Source organism: Altererythrobacter ishigakiensis, assembly GCF_001663155.1.
Classification (GTDB): Bacteria; Pseudomonadota; Alphaproteobacteria; order Sphingomonadales; family Sphingomonadaceae; genus Erythrobacter; species Erythrobacter ishigakiensis.
Map to the genome: position 1 here is coordinate 2,482,406 of NZ_CP015963.1, position 14,260 is coordinate 2,496,665.

General features: G+C 55.6%; 12 protein-coding genes. 4 read left to right on the forward strand and 8 right to left on the reverse strand.

Annotated features, from left to right (window positions below; translation table 11 throughout):
- The 3 genes from A6F69_RS11945 to A6F69_RS11955 are packed head-to-tail and all read right to left on the reverse strand — an operon-like array spanning window position 1 to window position 1,523.
- Window positions 1–396, reverse strand: coding sequence for an NADH:ubiquinone oxidoreductase subunit NDUFA12 (locus tag A6F69_RS11945; protein WP_067601626.1), 396 nt, complete (start codon window positions 394–396; stop codon window positions 1–3).
- 48 nt (window positions 397–444) lie between these two features.
- Window positions 445–960, reverse strand: a complete 516-nt coding sequence (locus tag A6F69_RS11950) for a DUF192 domain-containing protein (protein WP_245638246.1) — start codon at window positions 958–960, stop codon at window positions 445–447.
- Window positions 960–1,523, reverse strand: a complete 564-nt coding sequence (locus tag A6F69_RS11955) for a regulatory protein RecX (RefSeq protein WP_067601628.1) — start codon at window positions 1,521–1,523, stop codon at window positions 960–962. The genes A6F69_RS11950 and A6F69_RS11955 overlap by 1 nt, the downstream gene beginning before the upstream one ends.
- Before the next feature lie 154 nt (window positions 1,524–1,677).
- Here A6F69_RS11955 and A6F69_RS11960 point away from each other — a divergent pair, with 154 nt between their 5' ends.
- Window positions 1,678–3,411, forward strand: coding sequence for a fatty acyl-AMP ligase (locus A6F69_RS11960; protein ID WP_067601630.1), 1,734 nt, complete (start codon window positions 1,678–1,680; stop codon window positions 3,409–3,411).
- Between the two features lie 7 nt (window positions 3,412–3,418).
- Here A6F69_RS11960 and A6F69_RS11965 read toward each other — a convergent pair whose 3' ends face one another.
- Window positions 3,419–4,969: a DUF389 domain-containing protein gene (locus A6F69_RS11965; RefSeq protein ID WP_067601632.1), complete on the reverse strand. Its 1,551-nt coding sequence runs from the start codon at window positions 4,967–4,969 to the stop codon at window positions 3,419–3,421.
- Between the two features lie 174 nt (window positions 4,970–5,143).
- Between A6F69_RS11965 and A6F69_RS11970 the strand changes: the two genes are divergently transcribed.
- From A6F69_RS11970 to A6F69_RS11980, 3 genes are read left to right on the forward strand one after another with little or no spacing between them, the layout of a single operon-like run.
- Window positions 5,144–6,355 carry a toxic anion resistance protein gene (locus A6F69_RS11970; RefSeq protein WP_067601634.1) on the forward strand — a complete coding sequence of 404 codons (1,212 nt, stop codon included), beginning with the start codon at window positions 5,144–5,146 and terminating at the stop codon, window positions 6,353–6,355.
- A 12-nt stretch (window positions 6,356–6,367) separates the two neighbouring features.
- The gene (locus A6F69_RS11975; protein WP_067601636.1) at window positions 6,368–7,120 is read left to right on the forward strand and encodes a hypothetical protein; all 753 of its coding nucleotides are present in this window, start codon (window positions 6,368–6,370) and stop codon (window positions 7,118–7,120) included.
- Window positions 7,117–7,422, forward strand: coding sequence for a polyhydroxyalkanoic acid system family protein (locus tag A6F69_RS11980; RefSeq protein WP_067601639.1), 306 nt, complete (start codon window positions 7,117–7,119; stop codon window positions 7,420–7,422). The genes A6F69_RS11975 and A6F69_RS11980 overlap by 4 nt, the downstream gene beginning before the upstream one ends.
- Window positions 7,423–7,438: 16 nt before the next feature.
- Here A6F69_RS11980 and A6F69_RS11985 read toward each other — a convergent pair whose 3' ends face one another.
- The 4 genes from A6F69_RS11985 to A6F69_RS12000 all read right to left on the reverse strand — a co-directional run bounded on the left by A6F69_RS11985 (window position 7,439) and on the right by A6F69_RS12000 (window position 14,136).
- Window positions 7,439–8,146 (reverse strand): TonB family protein, encoded by a 708-nt coding sequence (locus tag A6F69_RS11985; RefSeq protein ID WP_067601642.1) that lies wholly within the window; start codon window positions 8,144–8,146, stop codon window positions 7,439–7,441.
- 118 nt (window positions 8,147–8,264) lie between these two features.
- Entirely contained in the window at window positions 8,265–11,696 is a 3,432-nt protein-coding gene (locus tag A6F69_RS11990) for a TonB-dependent receptor (RefSeq protein WP_067601645.1), read from the reverse strand.
- Window positions 11,697–11,949: 253 nt separating this feature from the next.
- Window positions 11,950–12,879, reverse strand: coding sequence for an isopenicillin N synthase family dioxygenase (locus A6F69_RS11995; RefSeq protein ID WP_067601648.1), 930 nt, complete (start codon window positions 12,877–12,879; stop codon window positions 11,950–11,952).
- A gap of 9 nt (window positions 12,880–12,888) precedes the next feature.
- Complete coding sequence (locus A6F69_RS12000; protein WP_067601651.1) at window positions 12,889–14,136, reverse strand: NupC/NupG family nucleoside CNT transporter; 1,248 nt, start codon at window positions 14,134–14,136, stop codon at window positions 12,889–12,891.
- Window positions 14,137–14,260: the final 124 nt, after the last annotated feature.

The following is a 14,260-nucleotide window of genomic DNA, read 5'->3' on the forward strand; positions in this document are numbered from 1 at the left end:
TCAGCTTTCCGGGCTCCAGGCTTCGTAATCGCCGGTCGCTTTCGCACGTTTACCACCGCGCTCCAATGCCCCTTGCGGCCGATATGCGGAAACGGTGCCTGTCGCATTCGGCGTGTAATCTGCCTCCCAGATCTTCGCGGGTGGCAAACGACTTTCCGGCACGTCATCGAACGAGCCGTGCAGCCAGCCATGCCATTCAGAAGGCACGCGGCTGGCGTCATTATTGCCATTATAGATCACCCAGCGACGCTCTTTTTCGCCTTCTTTCGGCTTAGACCGATAGTATTTGTTGCCCTGCGCGTCGGTGCCCACATGTTCGCCTTTGCGAGCTGTGTAGAGCATGGTGCCGATGGTCGCGCCATCCCACCAGGTAAATATTTTGCCGAAGATTCCCATAGCGTCGCAGCGCTTAGCCCAATGCGATGCGCGGGCCAAGTCGGAAGATTAGTCAGGAAGTGAGTATTCCACCTTATCACCGGGCTCAATGCCCAGGGCCGCTGCCCTGCCGCCGCGCAACTCAAGCACAGCGCTGGTCAGTCCGGCGGACGACACCGACAGGAGCGAATAAGGTTCCGTGTTCGCGGCGATGTTGGTGATCCGCCCGTCAGTGCCGACGAATATGATATCGAGCGAAAGCGGCGTGTTCTTCATCCAGAAACTTCGCGGTTCTGGCCCGTCGGAAGGAAAAAGCATGCCTTCAAAGTCACCAAGCTCGTTTCGGAACATAAGCCCCCGCGCCTGAGCTTCATCGCTTGCCGCCAATTCAACGCGAAACGCGTGCATGGTTTCGCCGGATTGAACCTGAAGGTCGATCACTTGCAGGCCGGAAAGCGGATGCCGGTCGACAGTCGCAGTTGCCGGACCTGTCTCGGCTGAACCACTTGCGACCTGCGCCTCTGACGCAGGAGAGCATGCTCCCAGCGCCGCCGAACCCAACAACATGAACAATTTAGCGATCATTACTGCCAATCCTCAGCTTCGTAGGCCCATTCTTCGGCTTCTTCTATGCTACCAGCATCGATGATTGCCTTGGCCATGCCAAAGTCATGGCCTGCGCGAACCATTGCTGCAATCTGTTTCTCACGCTTCTTCGGATCTCCTTCCTTCGCAGAACCGTAGGTACTGACAAAGGGGCCAAAACTGCGCTTGCGGGCAAGCAACAGTGCTGCCTTCCGTGCATTCACCTCATCGGGAACGAGCTCGCTGCGGATGGCTTCGTCGATCCCGGCTGCACGAAGGGTCTCGTCAACTCGCCGCCGACCATATCCCTTACGCAGAAGACCCGCTGTTCGTGCCTGTGCATAGGCCCCGTCATCAATGTAGCGCAGCTCAACCAGCCAGTCGGCAACAGCATCGACATCCAGTTCGCCGGCATCTTCCTTCACGCCGCGCTCGCGGACCTTACGATGTAGATAGCTGACCAATTTTGCCCGCGTTGTCGAAAAGCGCGCAACATAAGACAGCGCCAAATCGCGCAATTCAGTCTGATCCAAAGAGGATAAGTTACGTCGTTTTCGTGACATGCCGCTTTGCTTTGCAACCTTTTCGCCTTATTCGTGCCACACTCATTATCAAATGGGAAAGACGGATTGGGTGCAGGATAAGGATTTTTCCTGCATTGGGGACAAGACAGGCGCTGTAAAACGTGCCACAAGTGACGGGTTTCGCTAGATAATTATGACCGACGCCGCATTGCAGCCGACGCCGAATGATTGTCCTTTGCCAAGGCGCAAATCGGACTTTTCGACCTTCAATGAAGCAATCGATTACGCAGCGAAGAGCCAAAAAGGGCTCAACTTTCACGATATGCGGGGCAATTTGGCCCGCGTTTACCCATATTCCGAGATGCGAACTGACGCGTTGACGATGGCGCGCCAATTGGTTTCATATGGCATTGGTAAGGAAGATCGTGTTGCGCTGATCGCGGAAACCGGCCCGGACTTCGCGGCCATGTTTTGTGCGTGCGTATATGTGGGTGCATGGCCGGTGCCGTTGCCCTTGCCTACCAGCTTCGGCGGCAAAGAGAGCTATATTGACCAGCTTACTGTACAGCTAAACAGCTCTGATCCCAAAGTTCTGCTCTACCCAGAAGAAATCGGCGAAATGGCTGCGGCAGCTGCCGAGAGACAAGGTTGCGATGGCGAATCTTACGAGCAATTCAAGATGCGCCCTGCACCGGAATGCGAATTTCCGGAAGCTGATCCGGAGGACATCTGCTATCTCCAGTATTCGTCTGGATCGACACGCTTTCCAACTGGCGTTGCGGTGACGCATCGCGCACTTCTGCATAATCTCTACGGCCATTCTACCAGTATGCATGTTGGAGAAGGTGACCGCTGTGTCAGTTGGCTGCCGTGGTATCACGACATGGGCCTCGTCGGTTGTTTCCTGTCGCTGATAGCCAATCAGGTGAGCTGCGACTATCTGAAACCCGATGCATTTGCGCGCCGCCCGCTGGCTTGGCTTGACATGATCAGCCGCAATAAAGGAACCACGCTCTCTTATTCGCCAACATTTGGTTATGATATATGCGCCCGCCGGATCTCCAGCCAAAGCAACGTGGCCGAGCGTTTTGATCTATCTCGGTGGCGTGTAGCAGGTAACGGTGCGGATATGATCCGTCCGGACGTCATGCAAAGTTTCGTCAACGCTTTCAGCGAAGCAGGTTTCAAAGCCAGCGCCTTCACACCAAGCTACGGCCTTGCGGAAAGTGTCCTTGCAGTTACCGTGATGCCGCCTGGTGAAGGTATTAAGGTTGAACTTGTTGAGGAAGAGCGCCTTTCTGGCACTCCGCGCGATCTGTCGCGTCCAGCTCGCTATCGCGCGATTGTGAACTGCGGCAAACCTGTGCCAGACATGCGGATAGAAATTCGCGGCGAGAATGGTCAGGCGAAAGGTGATCACCAGATCGGAAAAGTTTGGTGCGAAGGCCCAAGCGTCATGCACTCCTATTTCCGCAACCCCGAAGCCACTGAAGATTGTCTGGTTGATGGTTGGCTCGATACCGGTGACATGGGCTACGTAGCCGACGGCTATCTATTCATAGTGGGCCGCGCCAAGGACATGATAATCATCAATGGCAAGAACCACTGGCCACAAGATATCGAGTGGGCTGTGGAACAGCTCCCTGGTTTCAATCACGGCGATATCGCGGCCTTTGCAGTCGAAACGGACAATGGCGAAGAGGCGCCTGCCGTTCTGGTTCATTGCCGCGTGTCAGATCCGGAGGAACGGATCAAACTTAGGAATGAGATCGCAGACAAGGTTCGCGGCGTTACCGGGATGAGCTGCGTGGTCGAACTTGTTCCGCCCCGCACGCTACCACGCACCAGCTCAGGCAAACTTAGCCGCGCAAAGGCAAAGAAGCTTTATCTGGCTGGCGAAATTGTACCGCTTGATCTGGCCGCCTGACATCCGCCTATTCGGTTGAAGTCGCCCAGGTGACTTGCAGCGTTCCGGCTCTACGCTGAACTGTGCTTGTCACCGTGATTCCAGCTGATGAAAGCATGCGCTGGATCGCATCCACTTCATATGCGCTGCCAGCGATTGCCACCGGCAGATTTAGTCGGCGGGCAGCCCAGACAATCAATTCTACCGAAGCAACGCCGGCTTCGTCAGGCTCGCCATCTACGAAAGTCACTTGCGGCAAAGCCAGACGCGGAGGTGTCAGCTCAATAGTCCATTCGGGTTCAGTAGCGGCAATCCGCATCTCCAATTCGCGGTAAGTCGCAAGACTCGCACCATCTAGGGGGCGTGCCCGGACAATGGCGCGGCGGCGTTGACGATCGATTGTCAGTTCATCCTCTGATACGCCCGCCACAAGAGAAAGACGCTCAGCCAACTTCTCTGCGCGTTGTAGGGCAGCTGCCTCCTCTCGCGCACGTGTCGCAGAAAGTTCGGCTTGCTGCGCCGCAGCCGCGCTGCGGCCGGATTGTACCTGATTGATAGAAAGCTGAACCGGTCTGCCTAGAACGCGGGTCAATGCGCGCTCTCCATCCAGTTCAGCATCTGGTTCAAGCTGCGGAGTAAAGACGTTTGCATCCACGCGGACGGGGTCGGAATCAAAATCGATTTCAACCTGCCCCAAGCGCGAACGGGAATCAAAAATGTCGAGAATTTCCCCGCGTACCTGCCGCTGCGCGTTCGTCTCAAAAGCGATCGACTGAAGTGAAAGGGTCAATGGAATCGCGAGCGCAACAATCACAGCGATCACCGCCACGTTCTGAAACATCGTCTGTTTGCCGCTCAACGCGGTTCGGAAGCCGTAGAGGCGTGCCATACCCCACGCGGTAAGCGCGATTGTAATGAGGTTGGTCACATAAAGTAACAGAGCCCCCGAAAATACGGTCCAGTTCCACGTTGCCAGACCAAACCCGACCACAGCTAGCGGCGGCATCAAAGCGGTCGCAATTGCCACACCCACAATGGTACCTTCGCGCCCTCGTATCATCGCGTAAGCGCCGGCAAGAGCCGAAAAGAAAGCCACGCCGAGATCGAAAAGGTTGGGCTTCGTTCGCGCCGCGATTTCAGGTGTGATTGTCTGGATTGGGGAGAAGAATACCACCAATGAACACAACATGATTGCCATGACGGTGCCCCAAGCAAGCGAGCGAGCCGACTGCTTGATCCATTCGTAATCCCAAATCGCCAGAGCAAAACCCAAGCCCATGATCGGGCCCATCAACGGCGAAAGCAACATAGCGCCGATAACCACGGCTGGTGAGGAAAGCAGCAGGCCCAAAATGGCGATACCGCCCGACATTGCGGTCATGAACAGGTAGCGTTCAGTCAGCCCGCAATCCTCGCGCCGCTTCTCGATTACGGATGCCTGATCGACGGTACCAACCACGTCCTGTAGCCACCAACGACGCCAACTGAAAAGCACGCGACCGAAATTGCTCACATTAGTCGTGGACTCGCTCGCCTTGATTTCGGGCGAAACCGGCTTCGGTTCTGGTGTTTCAGACAATTTTCGTTCGATCCCAAAATGAAGACATTCCGCACTTACTCGTTTGTGAAACCAAACGAAAGCATAGACGCGACTAACACAATCGGGCAGAATTCTTGAAGTTCGTGTCTTAAGTGCCTAATACAGTATCGAAGAAGCGGTGTTTTTGCCGCTAAAAGGAGCTGAATACCTATCATGAGCACACAGGAAACCACCACCAAGACGGCCACCGATTTTGACCTGACGCCGCCTGATCCTGTGCCGGCAGTCTCTGCAGAGAAAGCCGCTGGTCTGGTGCCCGTAGCCGAAGAGAAGAAGTCAAAACTGGACGAGAAGGTGGACAGCTTCGTTGCGGATCTGGTTTCAGAGGACGCCAATTCGCCTGCCTTCGGGGAGAAAGTGGATCAGATCACCCGGATGGGTCAGGAACAGATTCGTGCCGCAGCTGCGATGTCTAACCGGTTCCTTGATCGTCCGGTCCGCGCCATGGATCAAGACACAGGGGTCGGCAATGATCTGATGGAATTGCGCAAGACCGTCGAAGAACTTGATCCGGGCCGCAAAGGCAAAGTGCGCGGTCGCAAGCTGTTCGGGATTATCCCGTTCGGCAACAAGTTTCAGCGCTATTTTGACAGCTACACCTCGTCGCAAGGACACATCCAGGCGATCCTTGAACGGCTCGCTTCGGGCAAAAAAGAATTGCACGAAGACAATGCAGCGATCGATGTCGAGCGTCAGAAGCTGTGGGAGGCGATGGGCGAACTGGAGCAGATGATCCATATCGCCAAGACACTGGACCAGCGGCTAGAAGACAAAGCCAACGAGCTTGACGCCACAGATCCGGCCAAGGCGAAGGCGATCCGTGAAAGCGCTCTTTTCTATGTACGCCAGCGGACTCAGGACTTGCTCACGCAAATGGCAGTCAGTGTGCAAGGTTACCTCTCACTCGACCTTGTGAAGAAGAACAACGTCGAGCTGGTCAAGGGCGTAGATCGCGCCAGCACCACCACCGTTGGCGCGCTTCGTACTGCGGTAACCGTTGCGCAGGCGATGACCAATCAGCGGCTTGTTTTGGGCCAGATCACGGCGCTTAACGACACGACCGCGGGCATTATCGATTCGACCAGCACTTTGCTGCGCGAACAGACCGGCCAGATTCACGAACAAGCTGCCTCAAGCACAATCCCAATGGAAACGCTACAGCGCGCTTTCCAGAACATCTATGACACCATGGATGAAGTTGATGACTTCAAGGTTCGTGCACTTTCGAGCATGAAACAGACTGTAGAGACACTGAGTGCTGAAGTAGAGAAATCGAAGGGTTATATAGCCCGAGCAGAAGGCCAGGCACAGGCACAGCAGAAGGTTACATCATCTGAGCCTTCGTTGCTGGCGCTCGACAGCTAGGGATCTGAATCCATGTCTGATTCAACTCGTGAATCCGATGCCATACTGAGTGCAGCCGGAAAGAGCCTCGTCGCCAATCGCGATCATGGCGGTACACATCGATCCGCAGAATCAATCGGGCGTTTCTCTGCCGAGGCAAAATCGAAGCATTGGAAGAAAATGATCAAACGGATCCTGATCGCCTTTGCCGGCATTTGGGCCGCAGCAGTGGCCATTGGCCTGATCATCGACGGAATTGGCTTCACAGGTATCATGTTGACTGTGCTGGCGGCGATGGTCGCCGTGGGCGTTATAGCGCGCGGTCGCAAGCTCAAGATCCCTCAGCGTCATGAGCTCAAGAAAGGCGATGCCAAGCAGATGGTCGCCAGCACCGAGCTCTGGCTGGAAGCACAGCGCCCTGCACTGCCGGCTCCCGCTGTCCAACTGGTGGACAAGCTTGGCGTGCAGCTTGATGCGCTCGGGATGCAACTCCAGACCATCGATCAGGCCGATCCGGCGGTCAATGAAGTGCGCGAGCTGGTTGGCGAATACATCCCTGAGACAATCGACAACTATCGCAAGATCCCTCAACACCTTCGCCAGGAAACACATGCCGGCAAGACTGCGGACGAGCGCCTTACGGACAGCTTGACCAAGCTTTCCGGAGAGGTCGATCGTGTCACGCGCCGACTGGCAGAAGGCGCGCTTGATGATCTTGCGATCAAGGATCGATATCTCGAGTACCGCTATGGCGGCCCTGAAGCACTGGAGGATCAAAGCAAGTGAGAGTTGCCCTGCCCCATGAACTGGGCCGCGAAGAAGTGCGACGCCGTTTGAAAGAACGCACGCATGAGATCACTGACTATATCCCCGGAGGCATGGCAGATGTCGAGACGGACTGGGTCGAAGAGGATCGAATGGCGCTGCATATTACAGCCATGAACCAAACGATTACCGGCCATATCGACGTCTATGACGAACAAGTCGTTTTCGAGATCGAGCTGCCTGGCATGCTCTCTTTTGTTGGCCCCGCGATTGAAAAGGCGATCCGCGCTAACGGCCAGAAAATGCTTGCCGCACCCAAGTAATCGCTAATCCGCCTGGTCAGTTGAAGAAGCGCTGCCGGTAATAGAACACCGCCGCAACCGGATCGCCATTGCTGTCTCGCGCGGGTTCGAACCGGATCTGCTCGTAAGCCAGTTTGCAAACAGTCGCATCGGTTTCAGGAAACGGACTGGCGCGGTAGATACTGCAGCCAGTCACTCGACCCTGCGTCGAGACCATCAACCTTACGATGACCGATTCACCTACACGCGCCTGCCGGCCACCCGGCGGTATGGGAAACGCGCTTGCATCGGTGATGGAGCGTATCAGCACCGGCTTGCGTGCCATTGTTGAACCTTGCCCGCTTCCCTCATCACCTGCGCCTGTGCCATCGCCTTTGCCGATTGCGCCCGCCCCGTCTCCACCTAAGGTTGCACCTGATGTGTTGGCATCCCCGGATGAGGCGGCTTGAGGCAAGTCACGCGGGCGCTCAGGCGGAATTTGCGGTGTCGGTGCGCTGACAGGTTGCGGCACAGCCTCTTTGCCGGGATTGCCCTGCATCCCTTCATCTTGCTGTTCGGGTTCTTCCGGCGGTGCTGTGATTTTAACGGTGAATGTTTCCAGCACCGAACGTTCGATCATTTGCGTGAAATCAGGCGCTAATGCGCGGGTCAGCCCGTAAAGGGCGAGGATATGCAAGAGCGCGAGAAGAACGATAATGCCAGGCCGTGGCCTGCGTTTGCGCTTCAGATATCCATTCTCGCTCATCCTGTTTGCTAAACTACGCGAAGCAGCATTGGCGATGCAAATGTCATTCGTCTTGACAAGAGCAAACGGCGGAGCCCGAAGGCCCCGCCGCTCAATAATTCAGCGATCTGTGAGAGTATTAGAACTCGTAACGGACGCCAACCTGTACACGCCATGCTGACGGGTTGATCGCGATGAAGTTCTGATCATCTGGGTTGAACCCATCGATGATGTAGCGACCTTCATCATCCACATCACCATCAGCAACATCGACTAGGCCGTTGAAACCACCGCGCGAACGCAGGATGTTCCAACCGCTATCAAGCAGGTTAAGGAAGTTGGCAACATCAGCGAAAAGCTCAATGCGATCTTCCTTGACGCCGGTCAGGCTTCCGAGGAACGGCAGTTCCTGGCTGAAGCGCAGGTCCATGTCGACATGCCAATCATTACGGCAGGTGTTACGCTTGATCGTTGCACCCGGGGTAAACTTACAACCAGAAGCATTCACATAATCGATAACCTGCTGAACCGCTGCCGGATCAGAGAGAGGTGACACGTTCGGATCGTTGACAGCCGAAGGAACATAAAGAAGTGCGTTATCAGTACCTGACGAGCTGTCAGCAAACACACCGCCGCCATCGAAGGTCAAGCTGTAGGGGCGACCTTCGCGAGCGCGGAAGAAGAACCCAAAGCTTGTGTCATAACCATCAATAAACTGCTCACGGAAATTTACCGCCGCAGTGAAGTTGTGGCGGGTTTCGGTGGTTGCAGTCGAAACGGCTGGATTCTGACGGTCGAAGGCAGCAGTAACGTCAAACGACGAGGTTGCCGTCGAAGACTGGTTGTTACGCGCGTTGTTCGAGTCAGTGAACGCGTAACCAAACGTTACGTTGGTGCTGCCGCCTTGAGTGAATAGGCCACTCTCGAAACGCTTGCGCAGCACAGCCGAGATTGAGTGCGATTCCGAACTACCGTCGTTGGTCAGCTGGATGTTGTCGTCACGACGGGTGTTGAAGCACGCCGCCGACACGTTTGTGTAGACTGGTGGTGTCCCACCGTCGCCCTGAAGCACAGCGTCACACCCTGCATTAGTTGAGTCGATCGCTTGGTAAATCGGACGACCATCAACGGTGAAGCCGTTCAGACCCTGACGGATATCCGGAGTCTGCGACAAATCGACAAAGTTCAGCGCGTTATTGTAACGCGAGTAGATGTAGTCGAGCTGCAAGTTCCAGTTACTGAAGAAGCCAGTTTCCGTGCCGATGTCGGTCTGGAATGCCAGGCTTGCACGTGTAACAGTCGGCACTTTGAAATTCGGGTTGGTCGACTGAACATCTGCCAGACCAGCCGCAGCATCAGCTGCACCGCCGTCAATCGCGCACTGCGGAAAGCCAGTGAACTGTCCGCCCGTTACAACGTCATACTGGCCGGTTACCGGATCAACAGCGATGTCGCCCGGGCCGCAGTCAAACCGGGTTGTACCCAGCGCACTTGAGAAGCCGTTGTTCGAGAAAGCGTTCGAGTAGTACACAACCGGATCGCCGCCAGAGAAGATACCGACACCGCCAGTCAGGCGGCTGTTCGAGAAGAAGCCTTCATTGTCGAACTCATAGGTGGCCGAAACGCGTGGTAACCACACAGGGTCGATGCGTGCAAACGAGTTCGCATTGGTGAACCCATAGCGGTCCAGGAAGTTCGGGTTCGCAGTTGGTGCGTCGCCGTCATAAATCTGAACACGCATGCCGGCGTTCACAGTCAGCTGATCAGTCGCCTGCCATTCGTCCTGAGCATAGAACGAATAGATCTGACGGCTGAAGCTTGCCGCAGCATTGTTGATGTCTCCGTCAATAGCCGCGTTAATATCGCCACCGAGAGCCTCGCCGTTGGCAACTTCTTCCGCGTTCGGGAACAGCTCTGTACCCGGTGAGAGAAGGCCTGCCTCAAAATCCGCGAAATTCTGGAAGTAGAGCGAGCCCGTCGCGTTGATTGCAAACAGGTTGAACACTTCCAGATCGTTGATTTCGGCCCCGAACTTCAGGAAGTGGCCGCCGCCAGCATCGTAGTTGAGCTGGAAACGAGCCTGATCGATCTTAGTGTCGAGTTGGTTAGCCGAGCGGAAGATGCCCGGGCCCGTGCTTAAGATACCCTCTTGCGTGGTCACGCCAGCAACCGGCAGAACGCCAACTACGAGACGTGGGGTCGGGTTGTCGGACTGCGCTTCGCCGAAACCTACTGGTCCCTGAACGTCACCAACTTCTGCACGACTAACGCGCAGTTCGGTCGAGATTGAATCGCTCCAGTCCGAGTACAAACGAACCGAGTAGTAGTCCGAGATAGTACCTTCGTCCTCGAAGCTGTTGAAACCTGTGATGTTCGAACCACCGAAGTCGCTTTCGATGTTGGTTTCTTCAAGACGCTGATAGGTTGCTTCAAGACGGTGATCTTCGGTGATGATTGCGTCAAGTCGACCGAAGTAACGCACGTTACCTTCAGCCAGCGAACGCGGATAACCGCCCACATCCTGACCATATACGTCACGTGCGATACGAGCAAATTCGTCAAACTGGCTTTGAGTTACGAAGTTCGCTTCGTTAGTGAAGCCGCCACCGGCGGGGCCAAAGTTGTTGCCACCAGCAAGGTCAGCTTCTTCATAGCCGAATGCGAAGAACAGGCGATCCTTGATGATCGGACCGTTCAGCGTAGCGCCCCAACGCTTTTCTTCGTTGGCTGTCAGAGGACGACCATCGATGCTGTTCGCGAAAAGGCCACCGTCGAAGTATGTGAAGAACGCTGAACCGCTGAATTCGTTGCCACCGCTTTCAGTGACAACGTTGATAAGGCAGCCGGTGAACTCCGAATATTCCACATCAAACGGTGCAAACTCGACCGAGATCTGGTCGATCACATCGTAAGGAAGCGGTAGCGAGTTACGTGCAGCAAACGGTGTGCCGTTGAGGCCGAAGGTGTCGGACTGAACGATACCGTCAACGGTGAAGGTGTTGGTGCGGTCGTTACCACCAAGGCAGGAAATACGATCAACATCGTTGTTCTGCTCTAGGCTGACGCGCGGGTCGATGCGGATGATGTCTCGAACGTCGCGAGTAAGCGATGGAAACGCCTCCAGGGTTACGCTATCAAAAGCCACGCCCGGGCCAACTGCCAGCTGAACCGCGCCTGCACGTGCACCGGTCACGATGATCACGTTGTCGCTGGCTCCAGCAGCTGTAGAGGCGAGGTTAAACGTGTAAGACGTGTTACCCGACAAGTTGATGAACTGGTTTTCAACCGTCTGGCCCTCATAGCCAGGTGCAGTTGCGGTGACCGTGTACGGGCCACCCGGTACAAGCGATCCGACGCGGAAGTTGCCGTCTGAACCTGCAGTCAACGTACGGGTTTGGCCGGTGCGTGTATCAGTGACGGTCACGGTCGCGCCCGGGATGGCTGCGCCACTTTCGTCTGCGACCTGACCTTCAACACCTGACGTAATGGTTTGAGCGGCAGCTGGTGTTGCAATTGTTGCGGCAGCCGAAAGGCTGACGACGCTTGCTGCCAAAAGATATTTGAGTTTCATGACAAATAGGCCCCTGGTGAGATTTTGAGTTGAGGGAGAAGAATCTCAGTTCCGTCTGCTAGAGACGTTTCACGAAGGTCAAAAGTCAGTTTTGTGACATATTTATGAAACTGGCTCTGGCGTCGCCAAGCCTTGCCTTGTTCGCAGATGCAAAAAACTCGCAAACCCGCAGAATCCCTACGATTCCTTGCCCTGTTGCGACTCCGCAACAGAATCGGTTTATTTCAGTTTTTCCACACAGAGCCGAGGCTGATCAGGCGAGATTTATCTCACGTAACCGCTGTTGCAGGAATTCGTGGCTCGAGATCGGCTTGGGCGCTTCCGATTCTTTGCCCGGTTCGACGCAGCTTTCCAACGTCCTGATTTCATAGTCAGGGCGGAAATGCAGGAAGAATGGCATTGAAAACCGCGAGCGCTTGGCCGCATCGCCGCGCGGGTTCACAACCCGGTGTGTGGTCGAACGCAGCTTGCTGTTGGTCAGCCGGTCCAGCATGTCGCCCACATTGATTACCAATGCGCCTTCCGGAACATCGACCGACTTCCACTCGCCCTGCTTGGTAAGTAGCTCGAGGCCAGCCTCTTCTGCGCCCAGCAGAAGTGTAATGGTGTTGATATCACCATGCGCAGCCGCGCGAATTGCACCCTCTGGGGCATCGTCGCCCAAAGGCGGATAGTGAAGCAGTCGCATTACGGAATTGCCGTCCTCGACCGTTGGTGCGAAGTAACCGCGTTCAAGCCCCAAGTGCAAAGCGATAGCTTCCAGAACCCGGCCGCCAGCGGTTTCAAACGCTGAATAGAGCTCGCTGAAAGTCTCCTTGAAATTCTCGATCTCTACCGGCCAGATATTGGGCGCCATAAACTCGGCGAGCGCGTGCCCTTCTGGCAAGCTGCGTCCAACGTGCCAGAACTCCTTCAAGTCCTGCACTTCCGCATCCTTGGCCTTCTCTGTGCCGAACGGAGTATAGCCGCGTGCGCCGCCACCACCGGGCAGCTGATACCCGCGCTTCACTTCTTCGGGCAGCGCGAAGAATTCCTTCGACTTTTCCTCGGCGCGATCGATCAGGTCTTGTGGGATGCCGTGATCACGGATCACCGCAAAGCCATATTCGGCAAAACTACGGCCCAGCTCGTCGGCGATGGTTTCGAGCGGCTGCTCGAGCGAAACAATTGCGATATCTGTCATAAATCCAACTTAGTACGGCAGGAATAGACTTGCCAGTGCTGCGCTCATCAAATTGGCCAAGCTACCGGCGGCGAGCGCTTTCAATCCCAGACGCGCGATCACAGGTCTTTGATTTGGCGCAAGCCCGCCGGTCACCGCCATCTGAATTGCGATTGAGCTGAAATTGGCAAATCCGCATAGTGCAAAGGTCACAATCGCGCGGCTGCGGTCGGACAACATGCTGGTGTCCATTGCGCCCAATTGAATGAAGGCGACAAATTCGTTGATCACAACCTTCGTACCGAACAATCCGCCCGCAAGCCCGGCCTCTTCCCACGGAATGCCGATCAGGAACATGACCGGGGCGAATATGTAGCCGATAATCTGCTGGAAGCTCAGCTCAGGATAGCCGAAAAGACCGCCAACTCCGCCCAAGATGCCGTTGGCGAGCGCCACGAGTGCAACAAACACCAGCACCATGGCACCAACCGCGACCGCGAGCTTTACGCCCGTTTGCGTGCCTTGCGCAGCCGCTTCGATCACATTCGCCGGATGGTGCCCTTCTTCAAAAGTTTCCGACACTTCGACAGGATCGTTGTCATGCGCATCATCACCCTCTTCGTCAGGGTAGATGATCTTTGCCATCAGGATACCGCCCGGTGCAGACATGAATGCCGCCGCGAGCAGAAAGGGTACAGCCTCCGAACCGATAAAGCTCGCATAGGCGGCCAGAATTGTGCCAGCGACGCCCGCCATGCCGACGCTCATCAATGTAAAAAGGCGCGCAGGAGGCAATGCAGCCAGATATGGCCGAACAACCAACGGGCTTTCTGACTGGCCGACGAAGATATTCGCTGCACTGCCCAACGCTTCCACCCGGCTGATGCCCGTGATCCATCCCAGTGCGCCGCCGACCCAGCGCACCAAGCGCTGCATAATTCCCAGATGGTAAAGGATCGCAACCAGCGCTGCGAAGAAGACAATCACCGGCAAGGCCGCAATCAGGAAGGTGTTAGTGAAGGGATTTGCATCCATCGGGCCGAACACGGCTTCGATCCCAACCTTTGAATAATCGAGCAGTGCGATCACGCCGTCTGACAACCCGCCGATCGCACTCACACCAAACGGTGTTCGCAGCACCAGCAGTGCCATAACAACCTGTAGCGCAAAAGCTGCACCAACAACGCGCAGCTTGATCCGTGACTTTCCGTTGGAAAGCAGAAACGCGATGCCCAGAATTGTAAGAATGCCGAACAGGCTGATGACGAATTGCGGCATAAAACCCCTAACAATGCCGAGAGGACCAAGAGCCATACGGTCTTGCCGTTTCTTCCGGCATAGTCAAACCTTCAGACGATATTGAACGCAAACTCCCACAAGGAATCGTGGGGGAGAGCTTTTC